Origin of the sequence: Pelotomaculum propionicicum (genome assembly GCF_048984525.1) — a bacterium.
Taxonomy (GTDB): domain Bacteria; phylum Bacillota; class Desulfotomaculia; order Desulfotomaculales; family Pelotomaculaceae; genus Syntrophopropionicum; species Syntrophopropionicum propionicicum_A.
Window position 1 is genome coordinate 54,950 of sequence record NZ_JBMGJC010000009.1, and the last position, 17,623, is coordinate 72,572.

General features: G+C 49.3%; 16 protein-coding genes. 11 read left to right on the forward strand and 5 right to left on the reverse strand.

Annotated features, from left to right (window positions below):
* Window positions 1–33 precede the first annotated feature (33 nt).
* Window positions 34–4,074 carry a PAS domain S-box protein gene (locus ACOBQJ_RS11240; RefSeq protein WP_421071861.1) on the reverse strand — a complete coding sequence of 1,347 codons (4,041 nt, stop codon included), beginning with the start codon at window positions 4,072–4,074 and terminating at the stop codon, window positions 34–36.
* Window positions 4,075–4,708: 634 nt separating this feature from the next.
* Between ACOBQJ_RS11240 and ACOBQJ_RS11245 the strand changes: the two genes are divergently transcribed.
* The 3 genes from ACOBQJ_RS11245 to ACOBQJ_RS11255 are packed head-to-tail and all read left to right on the forward strand — an operon-like array spanning window position 4,709 to window position 6,872.
* Complete coding sequence (locus ACOBQJ_RS11245; protein WP_421071862.1) at window positions 4,709–5,488, forward strand: ATP-binding cassette domain-containing protein; 780 nt, start codon at window positions 4,709–4,711, stop codon at window positions 5,486–5,488.
* 24 nt (window positions 5,489–5,512) lie between these two features.
* On the forward strand, window positions 5,513–6,223 hold the full coding sequence (locus tag ACOBQJ_RS11250; protein ID WP_421071863.1) for a GTP-binding protein: 711 nt from the start codon (window positions 5,513–5,515) through the stop codon (window positions 6,221–6,223).
* 1 nt (window position 6,224) lies between these two features.
* The gene (locus tag ACOBQJ_RS11255) at window positions 6,225–6,872 is read left to right on the forward strand and encodes a (Fe-S)-binding protein (RefSeq protein WP_421071864.1); all 648 of its coding nucleotides are present in this window, start codon (window positions 6,225–6,227) and stop codon (window positions 6,870–6,872) included.
* Between the two features lie 65 nt (window positions 6,873–6,937).
* Here ACOBQJ_RS11255 and ACOBQJ_RS11260 read toward each other — a convergent pair whose 3' ends face one another.
* Window positions 6,938–7,831 carry a YitT family protein gene (locus tag ACOBQJ_RS11260; protein WP_421071865.1) on the reverse strand — a complete coding sequence of 298 codons (894 nt, stop codon included), beginning with the start codon at window positions 7,829–7,831 and terminating at the stop codon, window positions 6,938–6,940.
* A gap of 208 nt (window positions 7,832–8,039) precedes the next feature.
* On the opposite strand from ACOBQJ_RS11260, the gene ACOBQJ_RS11265 reads away from it, so the two are divergent.
* The 8 genes from ACOBQJ_RS11265 to ACOBQJ_RS11300 all read left to right on the forward strand — a co-directional run bounded on the left by ACOBQJ_RS11265 (window position 8,040) and on the right by ACOBQJ_RS11300 (window position 14,681).
* A complete protein-coding gene (locus tag ACOBQJ_RS11265) occupies window positions 8,040–8,819 on the forward strand; it encodes a hypothetical protein (protein ID WP_421071866.1) in 780 nt (259 codons plus the stop codon).
* A gap of 4 nt (window positions 8,820–8,823) precedes the next feature.
* Window positions 8,824–9,207 carry a GntR family transcriptional regulator gene (locus ACOBQJ_RS11270; RefSeq protein ID WP_421071867.1) on the forward strand — a complete coding sequence of 128 codons (384 nt, stop codon included), beginning with the start codon at window positions 8,824–8,826 and terminating at the stop codon, window positions 9,205–9,207.
* Between the two features lie 2 nt (window positions 9,208–9,209).
* On the forward strand, window positions 9,210–9,914 hold the full coding sequence (locus ACOBQJ_RS11275; RefSeq protein ID WP_421071868.1) for an ABC transporter ATP-binding protein: 705 nt from the start codon (window positions 9,210–9,212) through the stop codon (window positions 9,912–9,914).
* A gap of 239 nt (window positions 9,915–10,153) precedes the next feature.
* Entirely contained in the window at window positions 10,154–11,755 is a 1,602-nt protein-coding gene (locus tag ACOBQJ_RS11280) for a vanadium-dependent haloperoxidase (protein WP_421071869.1), read from the forward strand.
* Window positions 11,756–11,965: 210 nt separating this feature from the next.
* Entirely contained in the window at window positions 11,966–12,358 is a 393-nt protein-coding gene (locus ACOBQJ_RS11285) for a MarR family winged helix-turn-helix transcriptional regulator (RefSeq protein ID WP_421071870.1), read from the forward strand.
* A gap of 50 nt (window positions 12,359–12,408) precedes the next feature.
* A complete protein-coding gene (hgcA, locus tag ACOBQJ_RS11290) occupies window positions 12,409–13,536 on the forward strand; it encodes a mercury methylation corrinoid protein HgcA (protein ID WP_421071956.1) in 1,128 nt (375 codons plus the stop codon).
* A gap of 16 nt (window positions 13,537–13,552) precedes the next feature.
* Window positions 13,553–13,813 (forward strand): mercury methylation ferredoxin HgcB, encoded by a 261-nt coding sequence (hgcB, locus tag ACOBQJ_RS11295; protein ID WP_421071871.1) that lies wholly within the window; start codon window positions 13,553–13,555, stop codon window positions 13,811–13,813.
* A 214-nt stretch (window positions 13,814–14,027) separates the two neighbouring features.
* On the forward strand, window positions 14,028–14,681 hold the full coding sequence (locus ACOBQJ_RS11300) for a hypothetical protein (protein ID WP_421071872.1): 654 nt from the start codon (window positions 14,028–14,030) through the stop codon (window positions 14,679–14,681).
* Between the two features lie 291 nt (window positions 14,682–14,972).
* On the opposite strand, the gene ACOBQJ_RS11305 is transcribed toward ACOBQJ_RS11300, so the two are convergent.
* Genes ACOBQJ_RS11305 through ACOBQJ_RS11315 form a run of 3 tightly spaced genes read right to left on the reverse strand, consistent with a single transcriptional unit; the run spans window position 14,973 to window position 17,623 of the window.
* Window positions 14,973–15,533 (reverse strand): TetR/AcrR family transcriptional regulator, encoded by a 561-nt coding sequence (locus ACOBQJ_RS11305; RefSeq protein WP_421071873.1) that lies wholly within the window; start codon window positions 15,531–15,533, stop codon window positions 14,973–14,975.
* A 59-nt stretch (window positions 15,534–15,592) separates the two neighbouring features.
* The gene (locus ACOBQJ_RS11310) at window positions 15,593–16,702 is read right to left on the reverse strand and encodes an ABC transporter permease (protein WP_421071874.1); all 1,110 of its coding nucleotides are present in this window, start codon (window positions 16,700–16,702) and stop codon (window positions 15,593–15,595) included.
* The gene (locus ACOBQJ_RS11315) at window positions 16,703–17,623 is read right to left on the reverse strand and encodes an ABC transporter ATP-binding protein (protein WP_421071875.1); all 921 of its coding nucleotides are present in this window, start codon (window positions 17,621–17,623) and stop codon (window positions 16,703–16,705) included.

Below are 17,623 nucleotides of genomic sequence, written 5' to 3' on the forward strand. Positions count from 1 at the left end.
CTCCTTTTATTGTTATGAAAGAAATTTTTAAGTCTAAATAGCTTTTTCCAATTTTAATATATCGATAAATTTATTGACCAGGCAGGGGTCAAACTGGGTCCCGCTGCACCTTTTCAGTTCTTTTAAGGCATATTCGCGGGGCAGCGCCTTGCGGTACGGCCGGTCGCTGGTCATCGCGTCGAAAGCGTCGACAATAGCCAGGATGCGGCACTCCAGCGGTATCTCTTCACCTTTCAGCCCCAGTGGATACCCGCTGCCGTTCCACCACTCATGGTGTTTTAAGATCCAGTCCGCAATTGGTTCCAGGGCGGGCGCGGACCTGGCGATACGGTGTCCTATTTCACTGTGACGCTGCATTTCAAGCGCTTCCTCAGCGGTCAGGACACCAGGTTTGAACAGTATCCTGTCCGGCACGCCCACCTTGCCGATATCGTGGAACTTGGCCAGCAGGCTTAAATCTGAAATGCTGCGCGTTGACATGCCCAAAACCCCGGCCAGTTCCTTTACGTAATCCTGCAGCCTGTTGGCGTGTCCCTCAGTAATGAAGTCCCTTGCCTCGAGGGCTTTCATCAATGTCTGGACTATAGCGCTCCTGGCGCTTTGGCTGCGGTGCAGCTTTTCCCTGTACATATTGTTGTCCGCTTCTTTGAATAGCTCGCTTACGCTGGTTGTGTCCATACTGCCCACCGCAAACCCGATAGATACGTTCAGGGGGATTTCCGGATCTGATCCATTGTAATTGTCAAAGGAAAGCCTTAATCTCACGCAAGCTTCTTCCACGGCTTTTTCGTCGCTGCGGGTAAGGAGAATGGCAAACTCATCCCCTCCGATACGGGATACAATGTCTCCTTTCCGAAAGGATTTCCCTATATTTTTGGCGACCTCCACCAGGAGGGAATCGCCGGCGTCATGCCCCAGGGTGTCGTTAATTAGCTTCAGCCCGTCCAGGTCGCATATTATTATCCCAAGCGGGTCGAACCTGCCGTCTGAAGCACGCCTCATCCCCTCTTCAAAGAAGGTGCGGTTATAAAGCCCGGTGAGAGGGTCATGCAGGCTGAGGTATTTAAGCTGTTCCTCCGCCTTCTTCTTCTCGGTAACGTCCCTTATGGATTCAATAGCCCCTATAACATTCCCGTCACTGTCGAGCAGCAGGGTGGCTATTCCCCACAGGATGGCTCCCTTACCCATGTAGGTGAAGGGCACGTCTGTCTCGGTGATGAGAGTATTTCCGCTTCTTATAACATAGGCGTATTTTTCCTCAATTTCTTTTTGGGGCATTAATACAAGGTCTATCAGGATCGGCCGGGTTTCCCCGTAAAAAGGCACGGCGTAAGCGTAGTCACCCTTGCCGAGCATCTCCTCTTTTCTGACCCCGGTCATTTCCTCAATGGCCTTGTTCCAGGCAATCACCCTGCCGTCGTTGTCAATGACAAAGGTGGCGTCGGGCAGGAAATCAATAATATCCATGAGCTGCCGGTTGGCTGCTTTCAATTCCCGCTCAGCCAGCCTGCGCCGCGTGATATCCTCGCACGCGATCAAGAATTCACCGGTATGCAGCCTGACCGGGGTAAAGCTGATTATTTTTTCCTCCCCGTCCTTGCAGGTGACCCTGGAAAGCCTGGTCTTTTTCTCCCCCGGCATGGAATTTCTCACATCATTTTCCCAGAAAGCAAGGACCCTGTTCCTGTATTCGGGATCGGGATAAGCCTTGTCAAACCAGGCTTTTCTATCAGGTATGTCAGCCAGGTTAAAGCCGAATATCTCAGTGAATTTAGGATTTATATATTTATAACATCCCTGGTCATCAAACAAGACCATCCCGAATGGAGATCCTTCAGTAAGGGACGCAAACCTGTGTCTTTCAGCTGCCAGGGCCTCCTCCGCCTGCTTGCGCGCAGTGATGTCATGTATTGACTCAATTGCCCCGATTGTGTTTCCGTCTTTATCGCAGAGCCTCGATATCTTGGCCCTCAGGTGGGCGCCCTTCCCCCCGTAAACTGATTGGACATAAGTTTCGGCATAAAGAGCACTGCCTTCTCTCATGATAAAATCATATTCAAGTTCAGTTTTTCTGTCGTCAGATAAGACCAGGTCGATTAATATCGGCCTGTTGACACCGTAAAACGGGACCGCGTACGCGTAGTCGCCTTTCCCGATCATATCTTCCTTGTTAACCCCGGTCATTACTTCCAAAGCCTGGTTCCAGGCTATTACCTTTTTATCGCTGTCTATGACAAAAGTAGCGTCAGGCAGGGAATCAATAATGTCTAAAAGCTGCTGGCGAGAGGTCCGAATTTTACCTTCAGCTGTTTTGAGCTCTGTAATATCTTCAAACGTGGTAAATACCAGGGACGGCTTGTTTTCACCGTCCTTGAACTGGGGTACGGCGTTGGCTATTATCCACCTGTAGACGCGTTCTCTCGGATTATAGATGCCCAGGACCATGTTGTTTACTTCTCTGCCTGTCTCGAGAGCAATCGTGGACGGGTATTCCTGTGAGGGTAAGTCAGATCCGTCTTCACGGATTGCCTTCCATTCCGGATCTGATAAAGAGCTGCCAAAAATCTGCTCAGGGCTCACACCCAGTATTCTTTGCGCCGCCGTATTCGCTGCGATTATCTCGCCCCTGGCGTCCTGGCACATTACACCATGCGACATGGTTTCAAAAAGGGTGCGGGACTCCTTTTCAGACCTTCTTAATTCCTCGTCCAACCATTTCCTCTGGATGGCAAGCGCATAAATATTTGATAGTTTTTCTGCAATTTCGAGGTCCGTGTCGGTATAGTCGCATCCGGAGTTGGCCAGGGCGACCTCCCCGACAAGTTTTTCGCCGATCATAGCGGGGACGGCGAGAAAACGTTCAATGGGTATATGCCCCTGCGGTGTACCTCTGTAGCGGGGGTCGTCCGCGGGTGAATTTGTCAGGATGGCCTTCTTATTATTTAATACCCAGCCCCACAAACCGGTAAAATTTTCAAAAACAAATGTCTTGTCCCGGACCTGGCAGGTATCCCACATTTCCCGGCTTAAAGTGATGAAAACCACATGTCCCGTTACTTCATCCAAATACCCGACAAAACCATACCTGCTGCCGGTGAGACGCTTGGCCTCGTCCAAAACAAGCTGGGATATTTCCTCAAATGATTCCGTCAGTAAAAGCTTGGCTGACAAATCGGCCAGCGCGTCGCTGACTTCCAATTCTCTGGCGAGAGATTCCCGGCTTTTGCTTAAATCGGTTTCAGCTTTAAACCTGGTAATTACCGAGCCTATCTGGGCGGCTATACCTTCGATCATATTCCTGCTTGGCAGAGAGAATTCTTTTATCTTATGTGAAGCAATGTTCAGGTCGGCAATAACCTTGCCATCATGCAGAACAGGGACCGCGGCAAAGGCCTGGAGCCCTTCTTTTTTTACCCTTCTGCTAAAAAATACTCCATCTGAATGATTTGCGTATAAGGGTATTCCTTCCATTACTAAAAGTGCTTGAGGCGTATTATACTCATAAAAGGAAACAATCCGGACAAAATCATCAGCTATTCCTTTATGGGCCGCCAGGTCGAGATTTCCTGTCAGCGGGTCAACCAGGTAAATCCCCCCGCAGTCTACTCCATCAACCTTAAAAGCCGCCTCAAGGATAAGGTTAAAAGCATCCGGCAGGCAGCTGCACGAAATTAAATCCTGGCTGAGATTGCGCTGCACGCGCAAAAGGTCCTCAGTCTGCTTGCGCATGCTGATATTTACACACTGTACTAATATGGCGGGATTTCCGTTTAATTCTATGCGGGCAAAGTGGCCCAGCACGTAAACTGGTCCAGCATTTTTAGTTAAAGCTCTGAACTCAATGCTTTGATTTATTTCAATACCGGAATAACAATTTATTATGTTTTTTTTCACATATAGCCTGTCGTCCTGGTGAATTAGCTCACCAGGATCGATCTTTTCCAGTTCCTGTACTGTGTAACCGGTTACTTCAGTAAATTTGCCATTAGCAAATTTGATCTGCATATCCTGAAAGATAAAACTGGGAATGGGAATTGAGGAGATTATCTTTACATAATCAGCCAGCTGCAGCATTAAATCACCTTTTCAAAATATTTAAGAAAAAACTATAAAATGCAGAGGCGTGATAAAACTCTGCAATGACACTACTATGTCCTTCTATTAGCTATATCGGTTAAATTTTTATACATATTTAAATATTCCTGCTTATATATGTAAAATAATTATTAAAAAATAAAAATATTTTTGAATATTTAATATACATAATACATAATACCATTTTGTCACTAATTTTATGATTATCATTTTTTTATTAAATACTTATTGTTACATAAATATTTAACGCAGGTTTTTTTTCATGAATACAAGAACTATTAATCATATTTTGCTTCTGTATGATCAAAAACCTCACTATTCTGCTCACTTTGCATATGTCAGCGCCACTATACCACCAGTTATTTAAAATATTGAGATCAGATGGGCGAAATTCACACTTATTTATAGGTAGAAGATAATGTAAATATATTAATTTTATGTTTGCTGACATTAATGGCAAATAAATGAAATTAAACTAATTATATAAATGATTTGATATTTGCAAAATATATATACTATAGAATAAATTGGCTTTCCAAATATTCGTTTATCAGGTGACATTTGTTTAAAAAAAACATATTTTACAGAAGTAAGTAATACAGGGGGCGATATTTTGATCACAGAATTAACCATTCTGCCAGGTTTAAATAAGGCAGGTGTGAGAGAAAGTTTTTCAGATATCACATTATCTGCCGGGGAAACTGTCTCAATTGTGGGGCCCACCGGCAGCGGCAAGACCGCGTTTATTACAGACATTGAACTCCTGGCCCAGGAAGATACGGCAACTAAGCGCAGGGTGCTGGTCAACGGGCTTGTCCCTGATGATGAAGTCCGGTGCAACCCCTGCCTGAAACCAATCGCCATGATTACCCAGAACACAAAATGCTTCGCGGACCTTTCATCAGAGGAATTTTTGCGGATACACGCGCGCGCCCGCGGCATAAAGGACAATAACGTTATTGACGATACCATTGAGCTGGCCAATAAATTCACCGGGGAAAAAATCAAGAAGAGCTCCAGGGTTACTGTGCTTTCCGGCGGACAGACCCGCTCCCTGCTGGTCGCAGACGCCATTTTAATCGGCGCGTCACCGGTAATCCTCCTGGATGAGATTGAAAACGCCGGCATTTTCAAGCAGGAAGTAGTGAGAATTATTCAGAGCACGGGAAAAATAATTGTTTTTGTAACCCATGACCCGGTAATAGCGCTTCTGACTAAAAAGAGGATCATCATGCAGAACGGGGCGGTGAAAAAAGTCATCATACGCAGCGACCTTGAGGTAACAGCTGCTTACAACCTGCTGGAATATGACAAAAAGGTGAGTATTATCAGGGAAAGGTTGAGAGCCGGCAAGATGATTACCAAGGAATTAGTTACCGCAAGCCTTGCTTAAGACAAAAAACAGGTGGTGTTATAAATGAAACTCCTTGTTATAGCAGGCCCTCCATCTTCCGGTAAGACTTCTTTAGTCAAACAGATAGTTAAAAAAATGAAAAACGAAATGAAAATAGCTTTCTTTAAGATAGATGTCGTAAAAGCTTTCGAAGACATAGAATTGAATAAGGAATTCGGCATACTAACCCGGAAATTTTGTTCCGGGGACCTCTGCCCTGACCATGCGGGCGTAATGGTCCTCGGTGACGCTGTGGAATGGGCCGAAAAAAACGGGGCTGAGCTTTTTATCGTTGAAAGCGCCGGGCTCTGCCTCCGCTGTTCCCCCTATTTAAACCAGGGACTCGGGATCATAGTGCTAAGCTCAATAGCCGGCATACACGCTCCGGAAAAGATGGGGTCCATGGTTACCCTGGCCGATATCGCCGTGGTAACAAAAATCGACCTGGTAAGCCAGGCCGAAAGGGAAGTCCTGGTGCAAAAAATAAAAGAAACTCACTCAAGTTTAATCCTGATGGAGACCAACGCGCTCCAGGGCACGTCGCTGCACCGTTTATACGAGATAATCAGAAATTCAGACGATATCGACGCCGAAACACTGTCTTTGAAGGGAAATCCGCCCCTCGGCACCTGCACGATCTGTGTCGGCAAAAAAGAAATAGGCTGGAAGCATCACTTTGGCGTGATTCAAAAACTGGACGGCCAGACCGGTGAATACCTGTACAGGGGTGAGTAAAATGTCCCAGAAACTGTCGTGGCTTCCACCGGGCAAAAACTGCGGCCAGTGCGGCGAGAAAAATTGCAGAAGCTTCCTGCGGATGGTGGAGTCAAAAAATAAAAATTTTCAAGACTGTCCTTTCTACAGAGAAAACATAGTCGATCCTTGCGACTATGATCTAAACACAACAGCTTATTCCGGCAAAGACGTGCTGGGACACCCCTACGATTTTGTCCTCTGCCCGCTGCCTGGTGAAATATCCGCCCGCAAAATCGTCCTCCCGTTTCGTTCGGACATGGTGGAAAAAATGGATATAAAAAAAGGTGATATCGTCCTTGGAAGGCCTATGGGAGCGGGTTGCCCCATTCCGCACGTGCTGCGGGTAATCAAAGCGGAACAGCAAACGGGGCTGCTGTACACCTGGGTGGTAGGCCCCGAGTATTCCCGCGGCAGGGAAGTAAAAGATGTAACAGCCTATCACATGGTCGGCTTTGAGGGCATCGCCCAGGAAATATCCAAAGAACCTGCCTTCGGCTGCCGGGTAACTTTCCTGCCGGGTTTTTGCATGATGTCTATAAACCATACCGGACTTGTAAACATGGTCCTTGAAAAAAGCTGCGGCCTGCACTTGCGGATTGAAGATATCCGCATCCTGGCCGGCAAATAAAATCTTGCTGTATTATTAACTTTGTAACTTTTAAACAAATGAGTCAGGGTATCCCCTGACTCATTTTACATTGTAAATCCCTTACCCATCACTTCCACCGTTTCCGTAATAAAAATAAACGCGTCCCTGTCCACATCAAGTACAATCTCCTTAAGTTTGGCTATCTCATAATGGCTGACGACACAGTTTATAAGCCGTTTGGGTTCACCGGTATAAGCCCCTTGCCCTTCCAGATAGGTAACACCCCTGTCAATTTCATTCATTATCCGTTCCGCTATTTCACTGCTCCTGTCGGATATAATTGTAACTGACTTGTTGCGGTTGAACCCTTCAATTACGGAGTCGGTAATCCTTGCTCCAACCCACATGCTGATAGCGGTGTACAGCGCTATTTTCAAATCGAAGAAGAAAGTTGAGAGCGCCAGCACCGCGATGTTGCAGTAAAAATTGGTGGCACCCACTGAGATGTTCCTCTTCTTTTTCATAATAATGGCCGCTATGTCCGTACCGCCGGCAGAAGCACCCAGCTTGAAAATAATGCCGCTGCCGATCCCGCCCACAACACCGGAAAAGACAGATGCCAGAAAGAGGTCCAGGGCGGGCACCGGGATGTAAGGCGCCGACAGGGGCAGCGCCGCGATTACAACGGCCGTCCCCACCCCGCTGTACAGCATTAATTTCCATTGGAGCTCCTTCAGGCCCCACAGGAATATAGGTATATTTAAAACAAATATGCCCAGGTAAACCGGAAACTTGTACAGGTAACTCCCCATTAACGCCAGGCCGGAAACACCGCCCGACAGCAGCCCGTAAGGTATGACGAAAGCGTTAAAAGCGACGGCTATAAGAGCGGCCCCGGCGGAAATGCCGAGGAGCTTCTTGATTATTTTAAAAGCGGTCCTCAGCATGGCGGCAAAGTTTGTCCCTGTTTTCCCGGTTTCCTTCATAATCTCAGGCATTATTGATTCTAACCTTCCAAATAATAAATGAAAATTAAACTGCTCCCTGGAAAAGGGAGCAGTTTAATCAGGCCATTAATTACAGTCCCACCACAATATTACTACCCTGGCATTAAATTTTCAATAAAAAAATATTGACAGTAATAGTGATATAGTGTACTATCTAACTAATACAGTATTACAATACTTCTTAGGAGGTTTGAACAAAATGAGCGCCTGGCTGAACCTGCTTCAAAAAGAAATCAGAATGACCCGAAATTCCGCACTCCTGACGCTGGCCATACTTTTGGCCGGAGGCCTCTGGCTGGTCTACCTTTCTTTCAGCCGCAGCATTGGGATTATATTCGTTCCGGCGGCTATGCTCCTGGTGGTCCTGCTGTTTTACCCGGCCATATATATGTTGAAAAGCCTGGCCTGGGAATTTAAAGTCGCACCCCACCTCTGGCTGCACTGCCCCCAGCCGGCCTGGATGCTGATCACGGCCAAGCTGGCTGTCGCCATGGCCCAGATGCTGGCGATAATAATCATAGCGGCGGGAATGCTGCTGCTTGGGGTTATCATTAACCCTCAACCGGAACAGCTGGCAGGTATTGACTTTTCGACCCTGCTGCTGTTCATCATGGAGGCTGGTACTTACGCCGCTGTTTTCACCGTCGCAGCCAGCATTTACATCGGGGCCTGGGGCGCCCTGATCGCGGTTGCGTTCGCTATAGCCGGTAATTACCTGGGCAGGTTCCGCTGGTTGGCCGGTATCGCTGTATTCATCGCGGCAACAGCCGGTTTCAGCCGGCTGCAGGAAACCTGGCTTTACAAACAGATAACCGACTGGGGAGCGATTAATATCGGAATTCAAAACCTTCCCCTGGTATCTCCAACGCATATTAACGCGGCCCAAATCTTCGCGGGCGACATACTGGTTTACTCTCTCCTGACTGTGGGTCTATTCGCCCTTTCGGCCTGGCTGATAGACCATAAAGTTGAGGTGTAGTGTTATGAGTGAGGCATATAACAACACCCAGCCAATATACCTGCAAATACTGCAGCGTGTCTGCCGGCAAGTGGTACGGGGCGAGATCAAAGCCGGGGACAGACTTCCTTCGGTGCGGGAGATGGCCGTGCACAGCGGGGTGAACCCCAATACCGTGCAGAGGGTTTACAGTGAGCTTGAACGCCTGGAGATTGCCGAAACCAGGCGCGGGCTGGGCTCTTTCATCACGGAAAATGAATCCCGGCTGAGACTGCTGCGGGAAGAATTGAAAAGCGAACAAATCGGCAGTTTTATCAAAGATATGCGGGAAACAGGCTTCAGCCCGGAAGAGATCCAGGAAGGGGTCCGCAAAGAACTGTTAAAAACCAATGGCGTGAGAGGAGAATAATAATGTCCGATAATGTTGTAAACTTTACTAACGTGACCAAGAAGTACCTGGCACAGGCTGCTGTTAATAATATAAGCTTTGACCTGCCGCGGGGTAAAATTACTGCCCTGGTGGGTCCAAACGGCAGCGGTAAATCCACTATTCTAAAAATGATCGCCGGCCTGGCACATCCCAGTCAGGGCTCCGTAAGAGTAAACGGCAAATCCGCGACCCGCCGCATCGCCGGGGAAGTGGCCTACCTCTCTGAAAAGGACGTCCTGTATCCTTTCTTCACCGTGCAGGAAACCATAAAATTCAACGCCGGCCTTTTCGAGGATTTCGACATGCAAAAAGCCGGGGAGATATTGAGCTTTATGGGGCTAGAGCCTGATAAAAAAGTAAGGCACCTTTCCAAGGGGAACCTCGGCCGGTTAAAGATCCTTCTGGTCCTGTCGCGCCGGTCGCCGCTGATCCTGATGGATGAACCACTGGCAGGGCTCGACCCCCTGGCGCGGGACTCCATTATCAAGTCCATGATTTCTTACCTGGACCTGCAGGAGCAGACGGTTTTTATTTCAACACACGAGGTGTCTGAAGTTGAGCCGGTGCTGGACATGGTGATGTCTCTGCATAACGGAGGGGTCAAGGGATTCGAGGAAGTTGAAAAAATCCGGGAAAAATACGGCCTGAGCCTTTTGGACTGGATGAAAGAAACCCTGGCAAACTGATTTGTGCCGCACATTTCTCACGTCTCAACGAGCAGATGGTTTCAACACCATGGTCTCTGCAGTATTATTTTGCCTACAGCCTGTGGCCACTCTTAATAGAGTGGCTTTTTAATTTTGTCATTTTTTAACCCTATTAACACCACCGTGAGGATGAGTCTTTAAAGATCATGAACAAATATAAAATAATGACATAATATGTGGATATGATAACAATTTCTACCTGTAGGAGTGACGCCTTTATGGTTGACAACTTATTGCCGGACAAAAATAATTCAGTCAGTCTGGATGGCCGGGCAAAATTAAAACTTAAACACAGGGTATCGTGTTTAATTGGACCGCTTAAAGGACGGGAGCGCCTTCAGAAGGCATACCGTATTCGTTTGGAAGCGGCCCGGTTCCAAAGGGACCTTCCTCTGACTCGCCACAAGTGCAACGGAGATGAAAATCTATATCCCAATAAAATAGGCAGTTTTTCAAAGGCACTGCCGCACGATAATCTCGGCGAGGTCAGCCTCAGCGCATACTACTCTTTGATCAGGGCTTTGTCGAGCGGTGACCCGGAAGAATTCGAATCCATACCATTGGGGGGGCCCGCCAAACTGGTTAATCCCCAGGCCGCCTATGCTTATGAACTGGCCGGGCCGGATTCTCATCATCTGAGCATGCCGCCGGCGCCGGCTTTGAGCAGCGCTGAGACAGCCGGTGAAATGGCAGAGTGTTATTGGCAGGCGCTGGCCCGCGACGTCCCTTTCACAGAATATGAAACTGACCCCCTTACTGTGGCGGCAGCCTCAGACCTGTCTGGTTTTTCGGTTTTCCGCGGGCCTAAGGAATGCGGAGCGGTCACCCCGGGCACCCTTTTTCGCGGGGATACGCCAGGAGACCTGGAGGGGCCTTATATATCACAATTTCTCTGGCAGGACATACCCTTCGGAGCCAGGACCGTCACCCAGCGATATCACGCCGCGGCTGCCGGCGCAGACTATATGACCTCGTATAAGGGATGGCTGAAAATCCAAAACGGTCTGGCTCCATCATCTCAAAACGTGTACAGCACGGTGCCCCGCTATATCTGCAACGGGCGTGACATGTGCGAATGGGTGCACAAAGATTTCTCCTTCCAGGGGCCTCTGGCCGCCTGCTTGATCCTCCTTGGATACGGTCCGGAGGCTCTGGCCCAGTCCAACCCCTACCTGCGCTCCGCCACTCAGTTCGGGTTTCCCACCTTCGGTTCCGCCCACATACTTGATTTTACAGCCCATGCGGTAAGGGCTGCGCTGGAGGCCGCCTGGTTCCAGAAATGGCTGGTGCACCGCCGGCTCCGTCCCGAAGAATTCGGCGGTCTGGTCGAGAAGCAAATGACAGGCAGAGCCAGCTACCCAATCAATTCGGAACTGCTTAATTCCCAGGTTTTATCCGAAGTGTACAGCAGATATGGCTCCTACTTGCTGCCCCAGGCCTATCCGGAAGGCTGTCCCGCCCACCCGTCCTACCCCTCCGGCCACGCCACCTATACCGGGGCGGGAGTTACCATGCTGAAGGCGTTCTTTAAGGAGTCTTTCATTATACCCAACCCGGTTGTATCCAGCTATGACGGCCTTTCAATGCTTCCCTACACAGGGCCGCCCCTTACGGTGGGCGGGGAATTGAACAAACTTGCCGCCAACGTCGCCCTAAGCCGCGATTTCGCAGGCATACACTGGCGCAGCGACGGGATCGAAGGAATAAAACTGGGTGAAGCGGTGGCCATCGGAATCCTGCGGGATTACAGGAATGCCTTTAATGAAGACTTTGCCGGCTTCTCCTTTACCAGGTTCGACGGGAGCAAAATTGCAATTTAGTCAGTTGTTTAAACCGGCGGTAAATATAAAATTTCAAGTGGTAGAAGGGAACTGTTCTCTTGTACCATTTTTTTATTTATCAATAAAAAATAAATATATTATTGTTGCATTTTACAACTGTTGTAGCATACAATATATACTAAAGGGGTGGTTAAAATTTATAAAAATAAAACAGACGACCTGTCCCGGATGCGGGAGTGTATCCGGATATTGACAAGAAAACTGGGGCTGCTGGAAAAAAACGAAGCTTCCTGCTGTGGAGTATCCTTAACCCAGTGCCATGTTATTGTAGAGATAGGGAGAGCCGCCAGCCTCTCCGTCAACAACCTGGCAAAAATACTGGGGTTGGACAAAAGCACCATGAGCAGGACGGTAAACAACCTGGTGGAACAGGGCCTGGTCTCGCGCGAACCGGACCCTGAAGACAGGAGATACATGAGTATCAGCCTTACTGAAAAAGGGCGGGTGTCATTTTTAAACATAGAAAACGGCATGGAGCAGTATTACCAGGTGGCCTATGCTTCGCTGCCGGCTGATAAAAGGGAACGGGTACTTGAAAGCTTGGAAATACTGGTAAAGAGCCTGCCGGAACATTGCTGCTGATTAAAAGATCCTAATCACAGTTGATTATAATCTGCATATCAAGGGAGTGGATTGTTTTGCCGGAAAAGAAAATTGAGTGCGGCTGCCGGCCGGATGCGTGCTGCGGCGGTTATTCCAGCGCAAGTGAAGACGACAATTTTATTGATGAGAGCGGTGCCGGCTGGGTCACAGGCAGGAAGAAGACCCCCGCGGGAGATATACCGCGGGTATCGACAAGTTTAACCAGTGAAGATATCATCGGTTCCTGGAAAGCCCGCTGGGGTACAAACAGGCATAATTATAAAATAAAACCGGGTGTATACTGTGTAGGTGAGCCAACTGACAGATCCCCTGTCTTGGTAACAGCCAACTATAAATTGACGTTTGACGCTTTAAGAAAAGAACTGGCGGATCTTGACGCCTGGATAATGGTTCTCGACACAAAAGGCATTAACGTTTGGTGCGCCGCCGGCAAAGGCACGTTCGGCACCGGAGAGATAATCAGGAGGATTGAGACCACCGGCCTGGCCAGGATCGTTTCCCACAGGACCCTGGTCCTGCCTCAGTTGGGCGCGCCGGGAGTCGCCGCCCACGAAGTACTGAAAAAATCCGGCTTCCGTGTTGTCTACGGTCCTGTACGGGCAGCGGACATTAAGGAATTTATAAGCGCGGGGATGAAAGCGACAAAAAATATGCGCAGCGTAGAATTTACGTTTGCAGACAGGATAACACTAATACCAATCGAACTTGTGCAGGTGATATTACCTTTTGCAATACTGGTTGCAGTGCTGGCAGCGCTGAACCTGGCCGGCATCAGGCTGCTCAGCTCCCCCGGCGGCATTATACCCTACCTGGGGGCAGTCCTTGCCGGGTGCGTCGTAACACCCGCACTGCTTCCCTGGATCCCGGGAAGAGCGTTTGCGCTGAAGGGCTGGCTGACGGGATTCCTCTGGGCTTTGATCGTGGACGCGTACTGTTTTTGGTCCGCGCCTCCTTCATTCAGCGTTTCGCTTGGTTTATTCTTTCTCTTTTGCCTGCCTGCAATTTCATCATACCTGGCCTTAAACTTTACGGGAGCGTCCACATACACTTCGTTGTCCGGCGTCAAAAAAGAAATAAAAACGTGGCTGCCCGTGCTGATCGGTTCAGCCGGAACTGGAGCAGCCATGATCATAATTGGGTTGTTTTTTAAGTTTTGATCGGAGGTGACTATAGATGAAGCTTAAATACTTGAAAAATGTCGTGACACTTGAAATGGACCGTGGTAAATGCACAGGATGCGGAATGTGCGTTGAAGTTTGCCCCCATGAAGTTTTTAGGATTGAATACAAAAAAGCACTAATTGGCGACAGGGACGCCTGCATGGAGTGCGGCGCCTGCGCTAAAAATTGTCCGGCGTCAGCCGTCTCGGTTCAGGCCGGCGTCGGGTGCGCCAACGCTGTCTTAAGCAAAACAGGCGACTGCTGCTGCGGGTGATTTAATTTATCCCGTCTATCATCTCTTGCCGACAGCCAGCCGTGAAAGCGCGGCTCGCCGATAATCGTGTCAAGAGAACCGTCCCCTTGACACGATCGTGTCAAGGGGACGGTTCTCTTGACACGATTGTTACGTCACCAGCGTCTTGTCCTGTATTAAAAATAAAGCTGTGGATATTTTAATCCATGGCAAAACTAAATTTAAGGAGGATCCGATGAAAAAAATTCCTGTTCTGATACGAGCTTTTTTTGTGATTGTTTTGATGGCGGCCGCTCTCACCGGATGCTCAAAAAGCACTGTTCAAACACCACTGCCGGGAAGTTCTGATAAAGCCCCCGGCGCCCCGGTTCAACCCGCGCAAAAAGCCGGAAACTATTTCCCCCTGACCGTGGGCAGCAGCTGGCAGTACCTCGGGGAAGGAAACGAATATGCTTCCTTTAACAGGCTTGTCTTATTTGCTAAAGGAAACCGGGCCCAGGTTAAATCGGACAACGGCGGCACGGTCTCGGCGATGGTATTTGAGACAACTGATACTGCGGTAACCCGTGTCTACATGAAGGGGGAGGAATACGGCGGCGCTAATTTCCTCGATGCCGAACCTAATGAAAACATAATGATACTAAAAACGCCCCTTGAAACAGGGACAAAATGGGAGGATTCCAACGGAGGGACCCGGGAAATTGTGGATGTCAACGCCGCCCTGGACACTCCGGCCGGCAGGTTTGAAAAGTGCGTCAAGGTTAAAATAACGGGCCAGAACTCAACTATTTACGAGTACTACAAGGAAGGAGTCGGCCTGGTCAGAAGTGAATTTTTATCAGGTGACACCAGCGTAACCTCAACCCTGGAAAAGTACGATATCAAGTAATATAATGACATTCCCCGGTCATTAGAAGCGGGTTTTAATCCGCCATTCCAATCGGGGACATTAATTGAGTCGTGGGTCGTGATACGTTGGACGTGGGGTAATTGAGTCGTGGGTTGTGAGTCGTGAGTCGTGAGTATATCCTGCATTTCTTCGAGGTCTTAAAACCCTTTAAAATGTCATGCATTCTCACGTCTCTTTTGTACGTCTCATGTCTCAATTCTCACGTCTCAAAGGGTGTGTCCTCTTTCCGCTGTAAAAATGCGACAGTGAGAGCCGTCCCCCCTGTCGCGCTTATTTCTTTACGATGCCGTACAGGAATATGTTGAATAACGATTGTATAGCGTCCTCCATGTGCATCTTATTTTCTATGATAAACATGGGGTTGATGACTGCCCGGATGCTTGTCAGCAAGGCCGTGGTGAAAACTTTGGGATCAACTTCCCGGAAGCAGTCCTGCCCGGAGCCGGCAAGGAACCTTTCAAACACCTGCTGGATTCTTTCTGCTCGGAACTGTTCAATTCTTTCCCACAGGTGGGGGTAATATTTATGCAGGTCGTACAGGAACAGCGGCTCAACAAGCTTGATATTGCCGATGATTACCCTGACCACGTTAAATATTTGCTCCACGGGGCCGGCAGCCGAATCCTGCGCAGCCTCGATCTTTCGCTCCATATCTCTGAGAAAATCAACAACCACGGACTCCACAATCTCGTCTTTACTGCTGAAATAACGGTATATAGTCCTCTTGCTGATCCCGGTCAACTCCACCAGGTCGTCCATGGTCACCCTGGAAAACCCCCGCTTGGCGGCCTGCTCCCTGTATGCCGCTATTATCCTTTCCCTGTAGTCCATTACTCCAAATCACCCGCTTAAATAATCATCTTAAAAACACTGCGCAAATAGGACTGTACCTAAGCAATTTTCTTCTTGAACTTGATTATGCTGATCGTAACCAGCACAATGGAAAATACCAGCAGCGCCGCCACCTGCGAGACCAGGTAGGGAAATCCAATCCCCTTCAAAACGATGCCCCGGATGATAACCAGGTAATAAGTTAAGGGAATAACATTGCCGATGTATTGTATAATGAGCGGCATGGCTTCCCTGGGAAAGAGGAAGCCGGACAGCATAATGCTGGGGAGCAGGACGAAAAACGACATCTGGAAGGCCTGCATCTGCGTCTTGGCGATATTCGAGATAAGGATGCCGAGACCAAGCGAGGCTGTAATAAAAAACAGTGTCAGTCCGTAAAGCTCCAGCAGGCTGCCCCGGATCGGCACCTGGAACACCAGCGATCCCACCAGCAGGGCAACGGTTATTTGCAGGTAGCCGAGTCCGATGTAGGGAACAATTTTGCCGATCATCAACTCATAGGACCGGATCGGGGTCACCATCAGCTGCTCCAGGGTGCCCTTTTCTCTCTCCCTGACAATAGCCACCGCGGTCATCATCACCATGGTCATCGTCACGATGATCCCAAGGATGGCCGGGACCATGTAGTAGGCAGTAATGCCGTCGGGGTTGTACCAGGGGCGCACCCTTATTTCATATGGGATATTGCTGACCTGTGCTTTCTGGATAAAAATTTTCTGCGACTTTAAGAGGCCAATGGCGTTGGCCGTGGCAATGGCCGTGTTCGACGACATGTTGTCGCTGGCGTCAACCAGCACCTGCACTGTGGCCGTGTCGCCCTTTTTGAGGTTTTCGCTGAAATCGGGCGGGAATATGATGCCCACCTTGGCCCTGCCGCTGTCGATCATATTCGTAATCTCGGCGTAACCGGTGGCCGAGTAATAAACGTCAAAATACCCGGAGGCGCTGAAAGCATCCATCATGTCCCTGCTCTCTGCGGAAAGGGACTGGTCGAACACGGCGGTGGGGATGTGCTTCACCTCGGTTTGTATGGCATAACCGAACAAAAGCAACTGGAACAAAGGCAGCGCGAAGACCATGCCCAGGGTCAGCCGGTCGCGGCGCATCTGCAAAAATTCTTTTTTCAGGATAGCCAGGATTCTGCTCACTTAAGACACCTGCCTTCTGTTCTGCTTGGCCAGGGAGACAAAAACATCCTCCAGGGAAGGCCTGATAATTTTAGCCTGGACTCCCGTGTAGCTGTTAAGCGCCGGGATCGCACTTTCGGATTCGAGCAGGACGTGCAGCACCGGCCCGTGGTTGGAACATTCCTTGACGAAAGGCAGCTTTTCAAGATCATCTATAATGTACAGCGCGTTGGGGTGGATAACTTCAGCCAGGGTGCCTTTAATCACGTTGTTTTTCAGGTTCTCCGGGGTGTCGTCGGCAATCAGGGTCCCCTCGGAGATAAAGGCGATGCGGTAGCAGCGCTCGGCTTCGTCCATAAAGTGCGTGGTTACCATGACAGTGGTGTTTTCGTTGGCCAGCCGCTGGATTATTTTAAAAAACGCGCGCCTGCTGGTAGGGCTGACCCCGCTGGTGGGCTCGTCCAGAAAAAGGATCGAGGGGCGGGAGATTATGGCGCAGCCCAGCGCCAGCCTCTGCTTCCAGCCGCCGCTGAGGTTGGCTGCAAGTTCATCCTCCCTGCCCTTTAAAAGGGCCATGTCGATCATTTCACCGATCCTTTTTCTCCGCTCCCGGTGCGGTATGCTGTACAGACCCGCGTAGAAGTCCAGGTTTTCATAAACTGTCAGGTCATCATAAAGGCTGAACTTCTGCGACATGTAGCCGATCCTGCGCTTGATTTTTTCTGATTCGCGGGCCAGGTCGTAGCCGAGCACGGTGCCGGAACCGGAAGTGGGCTCCAGGATGCCGCAGAGCATCCTGATCGTGGTCGACTTGCCCGAGCCGTTGGGCCCCAAAAATCCGTATATTTCTCCCTGCCCGACCTCGATGGAGACCTTGTTGACAGCGGTAAAAGATCCGAAAGTCCTGGTCAGATCGCGGGTGGTTATCACGGCATCGCCCAC